Source organism: Serinicoccus marinus DSM 15273, assembly GCF_008386315.1.
Classification (GTDB): Bacteria; Actinomycetota; Actinomycetes; order Actinomycetales; family Dermatophilaceae; genus Ornithinicoccus; species Ornithinicoccus marinus.
Window position 1 is genome coordinate 769,788 of sequence record NZ_CP043808.1, and the last position, 18,807, is coordinate 788,594.

Sequence of the window (18,807 nt, forward strand, 5' to 3'; positions counted from 1 at the left end):
GCAGGATCATCGGCGTGACCTCGCCCCGACCCGGCAGCCTCTGGCGCCACCACGACTTCCGCCAGCTGTGGATGGGCGACACCGTCTCCGTCTTCGGGGCGCAGTTCGTCGGTTTCGCGATGCCGCTCATGGCGGTGCAGCTGCTGGGCGCGGACGCCTTCGAGATGGGCCTGCTCGCGGCGCTGGAGTCGCTGGCCTTCCTGCTCATCGGGCTGCCCGCCGGGGCCTGGGTCGACCGCTGGCGCAAGAAGCGGGTGCTCGTGCTGGGGGACCTCACCCGGGCGGCGCTGCTGCTGACCCTGCCGGTGGCGTGGCTGCTGGACGCGCTGACGATGTGGCAGGTCTACGTCGTGGCCTTCGGGGTCGGCTGCATCACCGTCTTCTTCGACGTCGCCAACCAGTCCTACCTGCCCGAGATCGTCGCCGGGGACCAGATCAGCGACGGCAACGGCAAGCTGCAGGCCAGCCAACAGGCGGCGTTCGTCGTCGGGCCGGCCGCGGCCGCGGTCCTCGTCCGCTGGTTCGGCTCGCCGCTCACCATCGCGGTCACCTCGGTCTGCATGGGGCTCTCCTCGCTCTTCGTCAGCCGGATCCAGCACGAGGAGCCGGCGCCCGACCCCGCGGCGCGGCGCCCGCTGGTCACCGAGATCAAGGAGGGTCTGGGCTTCGTGCTCGGCCACCCGCTGCTGCGGCGCATCGTGGCCTGCACCGGGCTCACCAACTTCTCCTCCAGCGGCATCTTCGCGCTCTTCGTGCTGTATACCGTCAGCACGCTGGGCTTCTCCGAGACCACCCTGGGGCTGGTGCTCTCGCTGGGGGCGGTCGGGGGCATCCTTGGTGCGGTGACGTCGGGGTGGTTCGGCCGGCTCGTCGGGGAGGGACGCTCCATCCCGCTCGCCTCGCTCCTCGGGGGCATCGCGCTGCTCAGCGTGCCGCTCGCGTCGATCCTGCCGCCGGTGCCGACGCTGCTCGTGGGCAACCTGCTCATCTCCTGGGCGGTCGTCGTCTACAACGTCGTGCAGGTCAGCTTCCGTCAGCGGCTCTGCCCCAAGCCGCTGCTGGGCCGGATGAACGCCTCGATCCGCTTCCTCGTGTGGGGCCCGATGCCCATCGGCGCCTTCCTCGGCGGGGTGCTGGGGCGCGAGCTGGGTGTGATCCCGACGCTGTGGATCTTCGCGGTCCTGTGCGTGCTGGCCTCGCTGCCGGTGCTGCTCTCACCGCTCATCGGGATGCGCGACCTGCCGCGCGAGCTCGACGCCCTCTCCCCCCGGGACTGACCGCGGCCTAGCACGACCTTCATCGGCATACTTCCCGATGGAGGTCGTGCTACCCCGACGTTGGTCCCGGGTGGGGCGGGGCGGAGGCGGGCTCGGCATACCCTGACCGCATGGATGCCGCCCTGCTGACCAACATCGCGCTGGTGCTGCTCTTCGTGCTCGTCGGGGGCGTCTTCGCGGCGACCGAGATGGCGATCGTGTCGCTGCGACCCTCGCAGGTCGACGAGATCGAGCGCTCCGGCGAGCGGGGCGCGCGGATCGCCGAGCTGGTGCGCGACCCCAACACCTTCCTCTCCGCCGTCCAGGTCGGGGTCACCGTCGCCGGCTTCTTCTCCTCGGCCTTCGGCGGCGCGACGATCTCGCCGTCGGTGTCGGCCTGGCTGCACGGTGTGGGTATGCCCGAACCGGTCGCGGACCCGGTCGCCCTGGTCGCGATGACGCTGGTCATCGCCTACCTGTCCCTGGTGCTCGGCGAGCTGGCCCCCAAGCGGCTGGCGATGCAGCGCTCCGCCGGGCTGACCCGCGTCCTCGCCCCGCCGCTGGGGCTCTTCGCGACCCTGCTGCGCCCGGTCATCTGGTTCCTCTCGGTCTCGACCAACCTCGTGGTGCGGCTGCTCGGCGGCGACCCGGACGCGACCAGCGAGGAGATGACGATCGAGGAGCTGCGGCGGACCGTGGAGGACAACCGCGACCTGCGGCCCTACAGCCGCGAGATCCTCTCCGACGTCTTCCGCGCGGCCGAGCGCACCCTCGGCGACGTGCTCCGCCCGCGTCCGGACGTGCAGTTCCTCGCCGCGGACGCCACCGTCGCCGAGGTCGTCGGACCGATCCGGGACAGCGGACACAGCCGCTACCCGGTCACCGACCAGGGTGTGGACGACGTGCTCGGGTTCGTCCACATCCGCGACCTGCTCACCCTGCCCGAGGCCGAGCGCGAGCAGCGGCAGGTCCGCGAGGTCGTCCGCGAGATCACCGCGCTGCCGGTCACCAAGCCGGTGCTGGCCACGCTCGCGCTGCTGCGCGCCGAGCAGCAGCACCTCGCGCTCGTGGTCGACGAGCACGGCGGCACCGAGGGCATCGTCACCATCGAGGACCTCGTCGAGGAGGTCGTCGGCGAGATCTACGACGAGTACGACACCGACCCCGACCCCGAAGACTCGCTCGTCCGCGCCGGGGGCCGGGCCGTCGTGTCGGGCAGCCTCATCGTCGAGGAGCTGGAGGACGCGCTCGGGCTGGCGCTGCCGCACGGCTCCTACGAGACGGTCGCCGGGCTGGTCCTTGACCGGCTGGGGCGGCTCGCGGAGGAGGGTGACAGCGTCGCGCTCGACGACGTGCGGCTCACCGTGGTCGGGCTGGAGGGGCTGCGGATCACCGAGGTCGAGGTGGTGCGGGAGAAGGCGCCCGGGGGCGAGAGGAAGCGGCCCGGCTGAGGGCATACGTGCCGATGGTGGTGCAGGACCGTGCGTCGCATCCGTGCTCCCAGCGACGGGTGTGACGCACCACTGCGCACAGGGCTACCCCAGCGCGGCGTCCAGGGCAGCCTCGACGTGCAGCGCGGTCGTGGCGAAGACGGGCACGTCGACGTCGTCGGCCCCGAGCAGCAGCTCGATCTCGGTGCAGCCGAGGATCACGCCCCGCGCCCCGCGCTCGACGAGGTCGGCGACGACCCGCTGGTATGCCTGCCGCGACTCCTCGCGCACGACGCCCTGGCAGAGCTCGTCGTAGATGACGCGGTGCACCAGCTCGCGGCCCGGCGCGTCCGGCACGAGCACGTCCAGGCCGTGGTCGGAGAGCCGCCCGGTGTAGAAGTCCTGCTCCATCGTGAAGGCTGTGCCGAGCAGCCCGACCCGCTCGATCCCGGCGCCCTGCACGGCCCGCGCGGTGGCGTCCGCCAGGTGCAGCAGCGGTATGCCCACGGCCGCCTGCACCTGGTCGGCCACCTTGTGCATGGTGTTGGTGCAGATGAGCAGCAGGTCCGCACCGGCCGCCTCGACGCCGCGCGCCTCGTCGGCGAGCAGCCGGCCCGCGGCCTCCCAGTCGCCGGCGACCTGCATGGCCTCGACCTGCGCGAAGTCCACCGACGCCAGGACCAGGCGGGCGGAGTGCAGACCACCCAGCCTGTCCCGCACGCCCTCGTTGAGGAGGCGGTAGTACTCCGCGCTCGACTCCCAGCTCATGCCGCCCAGCAGCCCGATCGTCCGCATGGGCTGCACGCTAGCCAGGCCTCAGCGCCGCTCGGCTGGCACCTGGATCTCGAGGCGGCCCTTCACGCTGATGCCGTCGGAGGAGTAGGTCGGGATCTCCAGCGGCTCCCGCTCCACCTCGCGCCAGCGCTCGAGCTCCTCCAGCGTCTCCGGGGTCGCCCCGGCGAGCTCCTCGAGGCGGCTGGCCTCGACATACCCGCCGACCATGTCCTCGCCGCGCACCTCCACGAGGTCCGGCTCGCCCATCGGGCTGGCCACGCCGTAGGTCTGGCCGCGCTCGTTGACGCCGAACGGGATCTGGTCCACCTCCACCGGCTCCACCACCAGCTCCCAGGAGGCCTCGTCGGTGACCTGGATGGTGAAGGCGCCGTCGGCCTGCTCGACCGGCACGAGGAAGGACCGCGGGAACTCCTGGTAGGCCTGCTCCGGGAGACCGTCGACGGGTCGGCAGCCGATCGTCGCAGCCCGGAAGGGCCACATCGCCAGGGCGTCGCCCTGGCAGTCGACGCGCAGCCGCAGCGCCTCGGTGCCCTCGGGCCGGCTGATGCCGGCGAGGTCGACCTCCTGCACGCCTGAGCCGGTGAAGGTCGTCGGCTCGGCGAGCGCCGTGGAGCCGAGGACGGTCCCCGGGGAGCGGTTGCTGAACTCGAACCCGGGGTTGGTGGTCTCCACGCTCCCCGCCGGGCCGGTCGGACCAGGGTCGCCGGGGATCACCCGGGTCACGCCCCAGCCTGCGAGGACGACCGCGAGGGCCCCCGCTGCGGTCACGGCGGCGGTGCGGCGACGTCGTCGGACCACCCGCTGCCCGATCTGGCCGAGGCGGTCGGCCTCGTCGGGCAGGTCCGGCGGCAGTGCCTTGAGCTGCTGGCTGAGCTGGTCGGTGGTCGTCATCGCACGTTCTCCTCCCGCTCGACGGCGGTGCGCAGACTCGCGAGCGCCTTGGCTGTCTGGCTCTTGACGGTGCCCTCCGAGCACCCCATGGCCCGTGCCGTGTCCGCGACCGACAGGTCCTCGAAGTGCCGCAGGACGACGCACTGACGCTGCCGCACGGGCAGCGCGCGCAGGGCGCGGGCCAGGTCCAGCCGGTCCGGTATGCCCCGCTGCGGGTCGTCGGTCTCCGGACGCGCCGGGCGCACGTCGCGGTCCCCGGCACCGGCGGCTGCCCCGGCGAGGTCCTCGGTCGGCCGCTCGCCGCGCCACCGCCGGGACCACCAGCTCGCGTTGGTCCGCACCATCACCCGGCGCACGTAGGCCTCCGGGTGCTGGTCGTGGATCCGGGACCAGTGCGGCCACGCCCGTGCCAGGGCGGTCTGCAGCAGGTCCTCGGCCGTGTGCGCGTCTCCGGTCAACATCCACGCGGTGCGCAGCAGGGCCGGCGAGCGCTGGGTCACGAACTCGCGGAACCCTTCGGGTTCACGCACCATGGTCCATCCCTTCGCTCGGGTGCTCTCCTGGATGAACCGGCTGGGGGTGCGGATCGGTTGCCTCGGCCGCCTCAGCCCTCGCGCCGGGCCTGCCGACCGATGCTCATGCCAGCCAGACCGTGGTGTCCCGCTGCAGCAGCCGCTGGCCGTCGGCGCCGGTGTGCAGGAAGCCGCTGCAGACCAGCACGTCGCGGTCCTCGGGGACTATCACCGGGTCGTAGCCCAGGTTGGTGACCACGGTGATCGGCGCCCCGTCGGCGCGGGCGTTGGTGAACGCGACGACGTCGTCGGGCAGAGGCATACCCCCGAGGTCGGTGATCCACTCGAGTCCGCCGACGCCGAGGTCGTGCTCGCGCCGCAGCCGTAGGAGGGTGCGGTAGAGCTCGAGCGTGGACCCGACGACGCCGTCCTGCCGGTCGACCGACAGCGGGCCGTAGAGCAGCGGCTGCGGGAGCCAGGGCTCGGTGTCCGCCCCGGTCCCGAAGCCGAAGGACGGCTGGTCCGCGACCCACGGCAACGGTATGCGGCACCCGTCGCGGCCGGTTTCCTCGCCCTGCGTCCGGTGGAAGGCGGGGTCCTGGCGCACGCCGTCCGGCAGCGCCGTGTGGTCCGGCAGGCCCAGTTCCTCGCCGTTGTAGAGGTAGGCCGACCCCGGCAGGGCGAGCATCATCGCGGTCGCGGCGCGGGCCCGGCGCAGCCCGAGGACGGCGTTGGGCTGCGGGTCGTCGACGCCGATGCCGTTGGGGCGGGGCGACCCGACCGGCAGGCCCATCCGGGAGGCGTGCCGGACCACGTCGTGGTTGGAGAGCACCCAGGTCGTGGGTGCGCCGACCTCCTCGGCGGCGACCAGCGAGGTCTCGATGATCCGGCGCTGGTCGGTCGCGCGCCACGCGGCCTGGAGGTAGTGGAAGTTGAAGGCCTGGTGCATCTCGTCCTCCCGGACGTAGGCCATCGTGCGCTCCTGCGTGGGCAGCCAGGCCTCGGCGCACAGGATGCGGTCCCGCGCCGGGTCGCCCTCGGGGTTGTAGGAGTCCAGCACCCGGCGCCACCCGCGGTAGACCTCGTGCACCCCGTCCTGGTCCCACATCGGGCCCAGGTCCCCGTGCACCAGCGGCTCGTCGTCGGCGCCGGCCATGACGGCCCGCTGCTCCCAGTCCGGCAGCTCCGGCTCCTTGACCAGCGAGTGCGCGACGTCGACCCGGAAGCCGTCGACGCCGCGGTCCAGCCAGAAGCGCAGGATGTCGTGGAACTCCTCGACGACCTCGGGGTTGTGCCAGTTGAGGTCGGGCTGCTTGGTGTCGAAGAGGTGGAGGTACCACTGGCCGGGCTGGCCGTCGGCCTCGGTGACCCGGGTCCAGGCGATCCCGCCGAAGATGCTCTTCCAGTTGTTGGGGGGCTCGCTGCCGTCGCCGCGGCCGTCGCGGAAGATGAAGCGCTCGCGCTCGGGGCTCCCCGGGGCGGCCGCCACGGCCTCCTCGAACCACAGGTGCTCGTCGCTCGTGTGGTTGGGCACGAGGTCGACGAGCACCCGCAGCCCCAGGTCGTGGGCCGTGGCGATGAGGCTGTCGGCGTCGTCCAGGGTGCCGAAGACCGGGTCGATGTCTCGGTAGTCCGCGACGTCATACCCCGCGTCGGCCATGGGGGAGAGGTAGAACGGGCTGATCCAGATCGCGTCCACGCCCAGCTCGGCGAGGTACGGCAACCGGGAGGTGATGCCGGGAGGTCACCGACCCCGTCGCCGTCGTGGTCGGCGAAGCTGCGGGGGTAGACCTGGTAGATGACGGCGTGGCGCCACCAGGGCGAGTCGTGGGTCGTGGGGGCGTGGGTCGTGGGGGCGTGCGTCGAGGGGGAGGCGGTCACGCTGCGCAACGCTATGTTGCCGCGCCCCCGCCCGCGCAACTCGACCGACCGTGCGGCCGGTCAGTCCTCGGCGAGGGTGTTGACCATCGCCTGCGCGGCGTGCGCCATGTAGGCGCGCATCTGCTGCTCGTCCAGGGCGCTCATCCGGTCGCTGACGGTGTCGAGCGCGGTGTTCATGTGGTGCAGCCAGCGGTCCCGCTGCGCGGGGGTGACCCGGAAGGGGTGGTGGCGCATACGCAGGCGGGGGTGGCCCCGCTGTTCGGAGTAGGTCGTGGGGCCGCCCCAGTACTGCTCGAGGAACATCCGCAGCCGGACCTCGGCCGGGCCGAGGTCCTCCTCGGGGTAGAGGTCGCGCAGCGGCGGGTCCTGGGCGACGCCGCGGTAGAACTCGCGCACCAGGACGACGAAGAAATCGTGGCCACCGACTCGCTCGTAGACGGTGGTGGGGACGTCGGGGGAGGGCTGGGTCACCCGTCCATGGTGCCAAACCCGGACGGCCCCGGACGACGCCGCAGCAGAGCCCCGCCGGTTCCCGGGTTGTCGGCACCGGCCTCTAGGCTCGGACCCGTGCCGGCCAGATCCTCGTCCTACCCCGGTATGGGCGCGGTCCCGCACGACGACGGCGTGACCTTCCGCGTGTGGGCACCGCAGGCGCGGCAGGTCGCGGTGGTGGGCGACTTCTGCGGCTGGGACCAGCGGCGGCGCACCGTCCTCGCGAAGGACCACCACCGCTCCGGCACCTGGTCCGCCTTCGTGCCGGGGGCCGGCCCGGGCAGCCACTACCGCTTCCTCGTGCGCCGTGGCGGCCCCTACCTCTCGCGACAAGACCCGTGCGCCCGGCAGGTCACCGGTGCGCGGGGGGCCTCGGTCGTCTTCGACCCGCGGCGGATCGACTGGGGAGGAGAGCACTTCCGGGCACCGGGGTGGGACGACCTCGTCGTCTGCGAGCTGCACGTGCCGACCTTCGCCGCCACGGCCGAGGGCCCCGGCACCTTCGACACCGCCATCGGGCGGCTCGACCACCTCGCCTGGCTCGGGGTCACCGCGGTCGAGGTGATGCCGCCTTTCGAGTTCGCCTCCGGGACGAGCTGGGGCTACAACCCCTCCCAGCTGTATGCCATCGAGTCCAGCTACGGCGGGCCGCAGGCCTTCGCACGCTTCGTGCGCGAGGCGCACGCGCGGGGCATCGCGGTGATCCTCGACGTCGTGCACAACCACGTGGGTCCGGACGGTCCGCACCTGTGGCGCTTCGACGGGGCCGCCGGGCGCCGCCGCTACGGCGGTGCGTTCTTCTACAACGACCGCCGGGCCCTCACCCCGTGGGGGCGACCCGGCCCAACTACGACCGCAAGGCGGTGCGCAACTTCCTGCGCGACTCGGCCGTCATGTGGCTGGAGGACTTCCGGGTCGACGGCCTGCGCCTCGACGGCACCAACTTCGTGCGCTCGCGCTGGGGCGACGTGCGCGATCCCGCGCACCACATCGCGGCCGGCGACCGCTACCTGGCCGCGCTCACCAGCGACCTGCGCTCGCGTCAGCCGTGGAAGCTGCTGGTCGCCGAGGACATGCAGGACGACCCGGCGGTCACCCGGTCGCCTCACGAGGGAGGGTTGGGCTTCCACAGCCAGTGGGACGCCCGCTTCGTGCACGGGGTGCGCGCGGCGCTGGAGGCCGTCGACGACGCGGGGCGTGATGTGCGGGCGGTGGCCGCCGCGGTCCTGGGGCAGGGCGGTCCCCTGCACGAGCGGGTGGTCTACACCGAGTCGCACGACGAGGTGGCCAACGGCCGCGCCCGGGTGCCGGAGCAGATCATGCCGGGCCGGGCCGACTCCTGGCACTCCCGGACCCGGTCCGCCCTCGGGCTGGTCCTCACCCTGACCGCCCCGGGCATACCCATGCTGTTCCAGGGACAGGACGTGCTGGAGGACGGCTGGTTCACCGACACCCACCCGGTCGACTGGGCCAAGGCCCATCATCGGGCGGGTTTCCTCCACCTGGTGCGGCAGCTGGTCCGGCTGCGCCGCGACGCCTCCGGCACGACCCGTGGCCTGCGGGGACGGCACACGCAGGTCCTCCGCGCCGACGACGGGATCCTGGCCTACCACCGGTGGGACCGGGGCGGGCCGGGCGACGACGTCGTGGTCGTCGTCAACCTCACCACGCACCCGCGGCGCGACCTGCGTCTCGGGCTGCCGGGAGGCGGCCGGTGGCGGGTGCGCTGCAACACCGACGCCCCGACCTACGGCCCCGGGCTGGGGTCCGTCCACGCGCACGACACCGACACCGAACCGCGCCCGTGGGACGGTCGGGCGGACAGCGCGCTGGTCAGCGTCGGTCCGTATGCCGCGCTGATCCTCTCGCAGGACTGATGACGACCTCGCGCGGTCAGCTGCTCAGCACGCCGGCCACCGGCGTCACATCCGCAGCAGCTCGATCGTGAAGTCTTCGTAGTCCTCGACGACCACGGTCAGCTGCGGCTGGATCGTGCCACCGTAGGAGTAGCTGAGCGGGGTCTCCGAGGTCACCGCCTCGACGGTCCAGCTCGACCACCACCCGCCGGCCGTGCAGACCGTCGACCGGGTGATCGTCTACCAGGAAGCGGATGCGGCCCTTGCCCTCGGTGCTGATCCGGGCGCCGAACCCGCCGGCGGGCACTTTCCAGCACGGTCGTGCCGTCCTCGTCGAGGTCGGCCGGCCGGAGGGTCTCCAGCGGGTCGCCACGCAGACCGTAGTCGGAGCGGCCGGGATCCTCCCCGGCGCTCCACACGTGCTCCGGGACCGCCGCGGCGGCGAAGTCGAACTCCTCGTAGGGCACCGGCTCGTAGCCGACGAGCAGGCTCGTCGGGTGGCCGGGCGTGGCGGGTGCCGTGGCGCGCAACGGTGCGTCGGCGTCGTCCAGGGGGAAGGGATCGGCCCAGGGAGCCGCGAGCCCCTCGACCACCTGGGACGGGTCGAGCATCGTGTAGACCGGGATGGCCTCCTCGCCGCGCTCGAGCAGCCCCTCCCCGGCGAAGGGGGCCCAGCGCGACGCGCTCTCGGGAGCCTCCTCGAGCAGCAGGGACCATACCAGGGCCGACGGGTCCGCGGGAGGGGACTCGAGCTCGCGGGCGTGCGCGTCCGCCGGGAGCTCCCACGTCCCGACGAGCCGGTGCCCCGAGACCAGGGTCGGGAGGTCGGGCGGCTCCGTCCTGGCCGCGGGCGAGAGGTCGACGTCCACCGGCGAGGTGTCGGTCGCCACGACCTGCACGTGGTCACCGTTGCCCTCGGCCATGACCTCGACGACCGCCTCGCGCCGCTCGCCCGGAGCGGGCAGCGCCTCCGGTGGGAGGGGGAACTCCCGTTCCTGCCCCGGCGCGTAGACCGTCCACCGCCCGTCGCGGAGCCCGGGGTCCTGCTCGCGCCAGTCGGCCTCGCCGTCGGCCCAGGCGGCCAGGTCGCCGTCGTCCGTGACCGGCGAGCCGTTCACGGTCACCGACACCGCGCCGGTGCGGCCCGCCCAGACGCGGATCGTCGTGTCGGCCCCGAGCTCCACCGCCTGCACGCGCCGCGTGTAGGGCGCCATCCGGAACGGGACGGCTGCCTCGGTCTCGACGACCGTGCTGTCCGCGGGCACCGCCGGGGCGTCCGTCCGGTCCCCCTTGGGGAAGGGGGTCTGGAAGACCTCGGGGTCCTCGGCGTAGACGCCGAGCGCTGCCTCCCCGTCGGGCGGCAGGTCGCCGGTCACCGCCACCGTGGCCAGGCCGCCGGGCGGCAGGGTGACGAGGTGGTCCTCGGTGACGGCCGGCTCCCCGTCCCGCCCGGCGCACGGCAGGGGTATGCGCTCGCCCGCCACCGTGACCATCCCGGCGGGGGTCTCGAGGTTGCGGTCCTGCGCCGGGGGCATGTCGCACCAGAGGACCGCGAAGGTCGCGAACAGCGCCTGGTCACCTCCCAGCTCGACGTCGACCTCGTCACCGGCCGCGAGCACGACGGACTCCTGCAGCCGCAGCCCGGCCGCGCCCCGCGGTGGCGTGCCGTCGTCCCGCAGCTCGAAGCCGGCGTCGGTGAGGTCGACGGCGCCGGCCGACACGCTGGTGCTGGGTGCCGCGGCGTCGTCCGGCCCGGTCCGGTCCTCGCGGTCCAGGGAGAGGGCATACCCGCCCAGCACGGCGAGCGGGACGGCCGCCGCAGCGGCCCACCACCACTGTCGGTCGCGGTCCGGCGGCTCCGGCGGTGCCTGCGCCACGGCGTCCCCGAGCTCCTGCTGCAGCTGGTCACCGGTCAGCGCGTGCCGGTGCGCCAGCGCCTCCAGCGCCACACCCACACCCTCCTGGTCCGGCACGAGCCGACCGACCCGGTCCGGGGCGATCCGCAGGGTCGTGGCGACGTCGGCGACGCTGGCCCCCTCGACGAGACGCAGCACCGCGGCGGCGCGCGCCCGGGGCGCCAGCCGCGCCACCACGTCCCCGGCGTCGCGGGTCGCGGTCGGGAGCGTCCGCTCACGCCGTCGGGGCGCGGTGCGCACGAAGGTCCGGACCAGCCGCTGCCGCAGCTCCTGCGCCGTCGGTGCCCCCGGCGCGTGGGCCAGGGTCAGGCCGGTGAGGCGGGTGGCGGCGGCCTGGTCGCCGGTGAGCATGACGGCGAGGCGGTGCAGCCCGGCACCGTGGACGCCCACGAGCTCCTCGGCTCCGGTCCCTGCCTCCGTCGGCCTCCCTGCCATGCGGCCAGTCTCGCAAAGTCCTCAGCGATCCGCCGGTGCGAGCAGCCCGGCGCACCGAGATCGGGTCGAGGTGGTGACGAGGACGGAGTCGCGGTCCTGCGTGACCGACAGGGGCGGCGCCGCCGCTCAGACCTGGGCGTCCCCGAAGGGTGAGATCCGCGGCCCGCGGACGCCCTCGTCGTCGAAGCGCTCCTTGGCGCGCTCCCGGATGACCCGGGGCACCCCCCACTGCTCGCCGGGCGTGTCTTGGCGAAGACCCGCAGCGTCATCGTGCCGCCGGAGACCGACTCGACCCCGGCCACCGAGGGCTCCTCGAGCAGCTTGTCCGACCACTCGGGGTCGGCATACACCTGCGCTGAGACCTCCCGCAGCAGGGGTATGACCCGGGCCGGGTCCTCGTCGTAGGCGACCGGGATGTCGATGGTCGCCACCGCCCACCCCTGGCTCTTGTTGCCGATGCGGATGATCTCGCCGTTGCGGATGAACCACACGACACCGCTGGGGTCCCGCAGCCGGGTGACCCGCAGGGTGACCTCCTCGACGGTGCCCACCGCCTCGCCGGTGTCGACGAGGTCGCCGACGCCGTACTGGTCCTCGATGATCATGAAGATGCCGGACAGGAAGTCCTTGACCAGCGACTGGGCGCCGAAGCCGATGGCCACGCCGCCGATGCCCGCGCTGGTGAGCAGCGGTGCCAGCGGCATCCCGAGCTCGGCCATGATCGTCAGCAGCGCCACCGTGGCGATGACGAAGGTCGCGATGCTGCGCAGCAGCGAGCCCATGGTCAGGGCGCGCTGGCGCCGCCGCTCCCGGCGGGCACCGGTCGCGGTGTCGAAGGCGCGCTCCAGCGAGGAGCGCTCGTGGTCGTCGGCCCGCTTCGCCGCGCCGTCGACGACGCCGCGGATGGCGCGGTGCGCGGCCCAGCGGGCCACGACGGCGAGCAGCAGGATGAGGACGACGCGCAACGGGGCGCCGAGCAGCCAGTCCACGGTCGAGTCCCAGGTGTCGAACGGCAGGTCGAGGCCAGACATGCCTGCCATTGTGGACCTGTGCCGCAGTGCTGACAGACTGGCCTCGAACCCGCCCCGCCCGAGAGGTCAGCACCCCTGTGACGCAGCGCACGCCCGCACTCGCCCACCTGGCGGACGCCTACGGCATCGCCACCGAGTTCTGGGACTGGCAGGGCCAGCACACCGAGGTCCCTGACGAAACCGTCGTCGCGGTCCTCGCCGCTCTCGGTGTCGACGTCTCCGGTGACTTCGTCGGCCGCGAGCTGAGCCGGGCCCAGGAGCGGGAGTGGCGGCGGACGCTGCCCCCGGTCCTCGTGATCGCCCAGGGCACCGACGCGACCGTGCCCGTGCACGTCCGCCCCGGCGTCGAGCCGGCGGGCGTGGTGCGGACCGAGGACGGCGAGGAGCTGCGGCTCACGGCGATGGCGGGCGAGCCCGAGCAGCGCGACGTCGGCGGGACGCCCGTGCGCCGGGTGCTGCTCCAGGTGCCGTCCGACCTCCCGCTGGGCTGGCACGAGGTGGTCGTGACGGTCGACGGCGAAGGTGCCGGGGGGACCGAGCGGATGCCGTTGGTCATCACGCCGCCGCGGCTGGAGCTGCCGGACGCGCTCGCCGGTGAGGGCGCCCAGGGCTGGGGTCTGATGACGCAGCTGTATGCCATGCGCTCCTCCGCCTCGTGGGGCCTGGGCGACCTCGCCGACCTGGGTGAGGCCGGGGCCTGGGCGGCGGGCATGGGCGCGGACTTCGTGCTGGTCAACCCGCTGCACGCGGCGGAGCCGGTGGGGGAGATGGAGCCCTCGCCCTACCTGCCCACCAGCCGCCGCTTCGTCAACCCCATTTACATCCGGGTGGAGGACGTGCCGGAGGTGGCCTACCTGTCGGCGGCGCAGCGCCAGCTCATCGAGTGGCACGCCGACGACGCGCAGCGCTACCTCGAGCTCGACACGCTGGAGCGGGACCCGGTGTGGGCGGCGAAGGAGGCCGCGCTGCGGCTCATCCACCGGCAGCCGCGGTCGCTGCGGCGGGCGCGCGCCTTCCACGCCTTCGTCGAGCGCGAGGGGCAGGGGCTGGTCGACTTCGCGACCTGGTGCGCGATCAGCCAGGAGCACGGCACCTCGTGGCGGCAGTGGCCCGAGGAGCTCCAGGACGCCCGCGCGGAGGCGGTCGAGGCATACCGTCAGGCGCACGAGCCCGAGGTGGAGTTCCACTGCTGGTTGCAGTGGGTGCTCGACGAGCAGCTCGGCCGGGTGCAGCGCGACCTGCTCGACACCGGGATGTCGCTCGGCGTGATCTCCGACCTCGCCGTCGGGGTGCACCCGGACGGCGCCGACGCCTGGGGGCTCGGCGACGCGCTCGCGCGCGGCGTGACCGTCGGGGCTCCCGCGGACCAGTACAACCAGCTCGGGCAGGACTGGAGCCAGCCGCCGTGGCGCCCGGACAAGCTCGCCGAGCTGGGGTATGCCCCCTACCGCGAGATGGTGCGCGCCGCGCTGCGCGACAGCGGCGGGCTGCGGGTGGACCACGTCATCGGCCTCTTCCGGCTGTGGTGGATCCCGGACGGTGCCGAGCCCTTCCAGGGCACCTACGTGCGCTACGACCACGAGGCGATGATCGGGATCCTGCTGCTCGAGGCGCACCGGGCCGGTGCCGTCGTCATCGGCGAGGACCTCGGCACCGTGGAGCCATGGGTGCGCGACTACCTGCGCGAGCGGGGCGTCCTGGGCACCTCGATCCTGTGGTTCGAGCGGGACTGGGACGGCGACGGCCGGCTGCTGGACCCCGAGGCCTACCGCGAGCTGTGCCTGGCGACGGTCACGACGCACGACCTCCCGCCGACCGCCGGCTACCTGCAGGGCGTGCACGTCGACCTGCGCTCCCGGCTGGGCCTGCTGGACCGGCCCCTGGAGGAGGAGCAGGCGGAGGAGGCACGCTCCCGCGACGAGGTGCTGGCCGACCTGCGCCGCCGCGGCCTGCTGAGCGAGGGCGCGGACCTCGACGAGCAGGTGCGGGCGCTGCACGCCTTCCTCACCCGCACGCCGGCCAAGCTCCTCGGCGTCAGCGTCAGCGACCTCGCCGGCGACACCGGGTCATCAACCAGCCCGGCACCGACGAGGAGTACCCCAACTGGCGGGTGCCGCTGGCCGGACCCGAAGGTCGCCCCGTGCTCCTCGACGAGCTCGTCACCTGGCGGACCGCCCGGCGGCTCGCGCGGGCCGTGAACGACCCCGCTGCACCTGCGCGCCTCGGCGACGTGAGTTTCTGAGCCTTGACGCCAGATCGACGCGGTGCCTACATCGTCCTGGGCGGCTTCTGCGTTCAGCTGCTGCTTGCCGCGATAAGCATCGTCACCGACGGTGGGAGCCGATACTGGGCCTGGGCCGTGGTGAGTCTGGCGGGCGCCCTCCTGGCGGGGATCTATCTGATCAAGATCAAGAAGACGGGGTCGGAACGCTCCTGAGAATCGAATCATCCGCGCAGGTGCACGGTCAGGGCTGGCCCGCTCCTCGGTCCGACGCACGGGCTGATCGAGGCGGATTGACAAGGGTGCTGCTGGTCTGGGACGAGCACGCCTGGGAGGACTACCTCTGGTGGCAGTCGCAGGACCGCAGGGTCCTCAGACGCATCAACCTGCTCCTCAAGGACAATCCAGCGCAACGGCCATGCGGGGTCGGCAAGCCGGAAGCGCTGAAGCACGACTTCGCCGGCTACTGGTCGCGGCGCACCACCGACGAGCACCGACTCGTCTACAAGATCGCCGCGCACGAGATCCGCATCGCCGCCTGCCGCTACCACTACGGATAGGGTCAGCTGGCTGACCGGCGGAAGCGCACGGTCTGGCCCGGCCTGGCCTGCGCGGCCAGCGGCACGTCCCGGGGGTCGACCACACCGATGACGGGGTAGCCGCCGGTGACCGGGTGGTCGGCCAGGAAGATGGTCGGCTGCCCCGAGGGTGGGACCTGCAGGCTGCCGAGGACCATGCCCTCGCTCGGCAGCTCCTGCGTGTCGGAACGTTCGAGTGCCGGGCCTTCCAGCCGGGCGCCGACCCGGTCGGAGTCGGAGCTGAGCCGGTATGCCTGCGCGAACAGGGTGCGCACGGCCTCGTCGGTGAACCAATCGTCCCGAGGGCCCAGCCGCACCCGCAGGACGACCTCGTCGGCGGTCGGCGGGTCGACCGGCGCGGCGTCCACGACCGGGTCGGCCTGCGGCGCCGGCCCGACCGGCAGGACCGTCCCCTCGGTCACCGGCTCCGGCCCCAGGCCCGCCAGCGTGTCCTGCGAGCGAGAGCCCAGGACCGGTGGCACGTCGAGACCGCCGCGCACGGCGAGGTAGCTGCGCAGGCCGACCGGGGGCATACCGAGGGAGAGCTCGGCGCCGTCCGGGAGCCAGTGGACCGCATTCGCCGCGGCGTCGCGACCGTCCACCGCCAAGGGGCAGGGGGCGCCGGTGAGCGCGACGTGCACACCACCGACGGCGCGCACGGTCAGCCCGCCCAGGGTGACTTCCACCGCGGCCGCCCCCTCGTCGTTCCCGAGCAACCGGTTGGCCAGCCGCAGCGAGGGCCGGTCCGCGGCACCGGAGCGGCCGACGCCCAGGGCGGCCAGCCCCGGACGTCCGAGGTCCTGCACGGTGGTCCCGGGCCCGGCGGCCAGCACCTCCAGCGCGGAACCCCCCGACCCGGTCACGCCCCGACCTCCACGAAGCGGACCCGCGTGCCCGGCACGAGCAGCGCCGGCGGGTCGCGCTCGACGTCCCACAGCGTCGCGTCGGTGCGGCCGATGAGCTGCCAGCCGCCGGGGGACTCGCGCGGGTAGATCCCGCCGAATTCCCCGGCCAGCCCGACCGCGCCCGCCGGCACCCGGGTGCGCGGCGTGCTCCGCCGCGGCACGTGCAGCCGGTCGTCCTGGGCGACCAGGTAGCCGAAGCCGGGGGAGAAGCCGCAGAAGGCGACCCGCCACTCCTGCCCGGTATGCGCCTGCACCACCTCGCGCGGGCCCATCCCGGTGTGCTCGGCGACGTCGGCGAGGTCGGCGCCGTCGTAGACCACCGCGATCTCGACGCTGTCGGCCGCCGGCGCCGCACCGGGCTGCAGCGTCGTGAAGCGCACCACCTCGGCCACCGCCCCCGGGTCGGTGAGCGCGGGATCGAGCTGCAGCAGCAGGGTTCGTGCGGCCGGCACGAGGTCGACGACACCGGGCGGCGGAACCTCCTGCAGCGCGGCGTGCATCGCCAGCACCTGCTCCAGGTCGTCCAGCTCGACCAGGAGCCCGGCCTCGCCACAGGGCAGGCAGCGCATACCGGCGCCCTAGCCTTCGACCTCGACGAACGGGCGCAGCCGCACGCCCGCGCCCTCCAGCGCCGAGCGCACCGCCCGGGCGATCGCGACCGCGCCGGGGCTGTCGCCGTGGACGCACAGGGAGGCCGCACGCACCTCGACCTGTGTGCCGTCCACCGCCTCGACGACGCCCTCGGTCGCCAGCCGGACGCAGCGGGCGGCGATCTCGTCGGGGTCGTGCAGGACGGCGCCGGGCTCGCTGCGCGGGACCAGCGTGGCCTCCGGGGTGTAGGCCCGGTCGGCGAAGGCCTCCTCGACGATCCGCAGCCCGGCCTCCTCGGCGCGTCGCAGCCACGCCGAGCCCGGCAGCCCCAGGACGGCGAGTCCGGGGTCGTAGGAGCGCACCGCCTCCACGACCGCGCCCGCCTGCTCCTCGTGGTGCACGATCGCGTTGTAGAGCGCGCCGTGCGGCTTGACGTAGGCCACCCGGGTGCCCTCGACGCGGGCCAGGGCCTCCAGCGCCCCGATCTGGTAGAGCACGTCGTCGACCAGCTCGGCCGGCGGGACGTCGAGGAACCGGCGGCCGAAGCCCGCCAGGTCGCGGTAGCCCACCTGGGCGCCGACCACGACGCCACGGGCCGCTGCGCCGGCGCAGGCCCGGCGCAGCACCCCCGGGTCACCGGCGTGGAAGCCGCAGGCGATGTTGGCGCTGGTGACGACCTCGAGCATCGCCTCGTCGTCGCCGAGGCTCCAGCGACCGAAGCTCTCGCCGAGGTCCGCGTTGAGGTCGATGTGCGTCATGTCTGCCTCACTCCCACAGCTGGGCGATCCCGCCGAGCGACTGCCACGCGAGATAGAGCGTCAGAAGCCACACTGCCAGACCGCACAGGCCCAGCCATAGCGGGTAGCGGTAGCCCTGCAGCAGGTCCTGGCGGCGCAGGGCCACCCACACGATGACGCCGAGTCCGACCGGCAGGATCAGCCCGTTGAGCGCTCCGGCCAGGATGAGCAGCGTGACGGGAGCCTGCCCCAGGGCGACATAGACCACCGTTGACAGCGCGATGAACCCGACGACGACCCAGCCCCGGTGCCGCTGCAGCCAGCCCGAGAAGGTGGCGAGGAAGGACACCGAGGTGTAGGAGGCGCCGATCACGCTGGTGATCCCGGCCGCCCAGAGGATGACCCCGAAGATGATGACCCCGACCTCGCCGAGCGCGGCCTCGAAGGCGGACGCCGGAGGGTTCTCCTCGGACAGGGCGACGCCCCCGGCGACGACGCCGAGCACGGCCAGGAAGAGCAGCCCGCGCATGATGCCCGCGACGACGATGCCGGTGACCGACACCCGGCTGATCTCCCGGACATGCTGCGGCCCGGTGATCCCGGAGTCCACCAACCGGTGGGCGCCGGCATACGTGATGTAGCCGCCGACCGTCCCGCCGATGAGAGTGACGATGACCAGGAAGTCGACCCGGTCCGGACGCACCGTCTGACGCAGCGCCTCGCCCAGCGGGGGATCGGAGGTGATCGCCACCCAGGTGACCATGACGATCATCACCAGCCCGAGCACGACCACGATCCGATCCATGGCCACCCCGGCACGCTTGCTGAGGAAGATGACGATCGCCACCAGCGCTGAGGCGGCGCCGCCGACCCGCGGGTCGAGCCCGAGCATCGCGTTGGCTCCCAGCGCGGTGCCGCCGATGTTGCCGATGTTGAAGACGAGCCCGCCGAAGACGACCAGCGCCGCGAGCAGGTATCCGGCACCCGGGACCACCCGGTTGGCCAGGTCCTGCGCCCGCAGCCCGCTCACCCCGATGACCCGCCACACGTTGAGCTGCACGGCGATGTCGACGATCACCGAGACGAGGATCGCGAACGCGAAGGCCGCACCCAGCTCGGCGGTGAAGACCGTGGTCTGGGTGATGAACCCGGGCCCGATGGCGCTGGTCGCCATGAGGAAGACGGCGCCGAGCAGGGCACCACGTCCCGCCCGGGCGGAGACCGGGGTGCGCGGCGACCCGGTGGACGCTGGTGGTTGCTCCATCTGCTGATCCTCCCCG

At 73.4% G+C, this 18,807-nt stretch carries 14 protein-coding genes and 2 pseudogenes; 6 read left to right on the top strand and 10 right to left on the bottom strand.

What is annotated here, in order from left to right; translation table 11 throughout:
• The first annotated feature begins 14 nt into the window (after positions 1 to 14).
• Positions 15 to 1,277, top strand: coding sequence for an MFS transporter (locus tag FU792_RS03800; RefSeq protein WP_022924285.1), 1,263 nt, complete (start codon positions 15 to 17; stop codon positions 1,275 to 1,277).
• Between the two features lie 110 nt (positions 1,278 to 1,387).
• Positions 1,388 to 2,707: a hemolysin family protein gene (locus FU792_RS03805; protein ID WP_022924284.1), complete on the top strand. Its 1,320-nt coding sequence runs from the start codon at positions 1,388 to 1,390 to the stop codon at positions 2,705 to 2,707.
• A gap of 84 nt (positions 2,708 to 2,791) precedes the next feature.
• On the opposite strand, the gene FU792_RS03810 is transcribed toward FU792_RS03805, so the two are convergent.
• The 5 genes and pseudogenes from FU792_RS03810 to FU792_RS03830 form a co-directional block, all read right to left on the bottom strand.
• The gene (locus FU792_RS03810) at positions 2,792 to 3,481 is read right to left on the bottom strand and encodes an aspartate/glutamate racemase family protein (protein WP_022924283.1); all 690 of its coding nucleotides are present in this window, start codon (positions 3,479 to 3,481) and stop codon (positions 2,792 to 2,794) included.
• Positions 3,482 to 3,502: 21 nt separating this feature from the next.
• The gene (locus FU792_RS03815) at positions 3,503 to 4,372 is read right to left on the bottom strand and encodes a hypothetical protein (RefSeq protein WP_022924282.1); all 870 of its coding nucleotides are present in this window, start codon (positions 4,370 to 4,372) and stop codon (positions 3,503 to 3,505) included.
• A complete protein-coding gene (locus tag FU792_RS03820) occupies positions 4,369 to 4,905 on the bottom strand; it encodes a SigE family RNA polymerase sigma factor (RefSeq protein ID WP_022924281.1) in 537 nt (178 codons plus the stop codon). Before FU792_RS03820 ends, FU792_RS03815 begins: the two co-directional genes overlap by 4 nt.
• 103 nt (positions 4,906 to 5,008) lie before the next feature.
• Positions 5,009 to 6,765 (bottom strand): annotated as a pseudogene (locus FU792_RS03825) (glycoside hydrolase family 13 protein).
• Between the two features lie 60 nt (positions 6,766 to 6,825).
• A complete protein-coding gene (locus tag FU792_RS03830) occupies positions 6,826 to 7,236 on the bottom strand; it encodes a globin (RefSeq protein WP_022924279.1) in 411 nt (136 codons plus the stop codon).
• A 126-nt stretch (positions 7,237 to 7,362) separates the two neighbouring features.
• Between FU792_RS03830 and FU792_RS17680 the strand changes: the two are divergent.
• A pseudogene (locus FU792_RS17680) lies at positions 7,363 to 7,929 on the top strand (alpha-amylase family glycosyl hydrolase); the annotation flags it as partial.
• Between the two features lie 155 nt (positions 7,930 to 8,084).
• On the top strand, positions 8,085 to 9,134 hold the full coding sequence (locus FU792_RS17685) for an alpha amylase C-terminal domain-containing protein (protein ID WP_238706041.1): 1,050 nt from the start codon (positions 8,085 to 8,087) through the stop codon (positions 9,132 to 9,134).
• A 2,200-nt stretch (positions 9,135 to 11,334) separates the two neighbouring features.
• Here FU792_RS17685 and FU792_RS03850 read toward each other — a convergent pair.
• Positions 11,335 to 12,495 carry a mechanosensitive ion channel family protein gene (locus tag FU792_RS03850; protein ID WP_338101155.1) on the bottom strand — a complete coding sequence of 387 codons (1,161 nt, stop codon included), beginning with the start codon at positions 12,493 to 12,495 and terminating at the stop codon, positions 11,335 to 11,337.
• A 77-nt stretch (positions 12,496 to 12,572) separates the two neighbouring features.
• Between FU792_RS03850 and malQ the strand changes: the two genes are divergently transcribed.
• Both malQ and FU792_RS03860 read left to right on the top strand, forming a co-directional pair.
• Entirely contained in the window at positions 12,573 to 14,693 is a 2,121-nt protein-coding gene (malQ, locus tag FU792_RS03855) for a 4-alpha-glucanotransferase (protein WP_338101156.1), read from the top strand.
• 325 nt (positions 14,694 to 15,018) lie between these two features.
• Positions 15,019 to 15,276 (top strand): Txe/YoeB family addiction module toxin, encoded by a 258-nt coding sequence (locus FU792_RS03860; RefSeq protein WP_022924273.1) that lies wholly within the window; start codon positions 15,019 to 15,021, stop codon positions 15,274 to 15,276.
• Between the two features lie 2 nt (positions 15,277 to 15,278).
• Here the strand turns inward: FU792_RS03860 and FU792_RS03865 are convergent, their stop codons facing one another.
• Genes FU792_RS03865 through FU792_RS03880 form a run of 4 tightly spaced genes read right to left on the bottom strand, consistent with a single transcriptional unit; the run spans position 15,279 to position 18,791 of the window.
• The gene (locus FU792_RS03865; protein ID WP_022924272.1) at positions 15,279 to 16,157 is read right to left on the bottom strand and encodes a 5-oxoprolinase subunit C family protein; all 879 of its coding nucleotides are present in this window, start codon (positions 16,155 to 16,157) and stop codon (positions 15,279 to 15,281) included.
• Positions 16,154 to 16,768: a 5-oxoprolinase subunit PxpB gene (gene pxpB, locus FU792_RS03870; RefSeq protein ID WP_022924271.1), complete on the bottom strand. Its 615-nt coding sequence runs from the start codon at positions 16,766 to 16,768 to the stop codon at positions 16,154 to 16,156. Before pxpB ends, FU792_RS03865 begins: the two co-directional genes overlap by 4 nt.
• A 9-nt stretch (positions 16,769 to 16,777) precedes the next feature.
• A complete protein-coding gene (locus FU792_RS03875; RefSeq protein WP_022924270.1) occupies positions 16,778 to 17,548 on the bottom strand; it encodes a LamB/YcsF family protein in 771 nt (256 codons plus the stop codon).
• A 7-nt stretch (positions 17,549 to 17,555) separates the two neighbouring features.
• Positions 17,556 to 18,791, bottom strand: a complete 1,236-nt coding sequence (locus FU792_RS03880) for an NRAMP family divalent metal transporter (protein ID WP_022924269.1) — start codon at positions 18,789 to 18,791, stop codon at positions 17,556 to 17,558.
• Between the last annotated feature and the right edge of the window lie 16 nt (positions 18,792 to 18,807).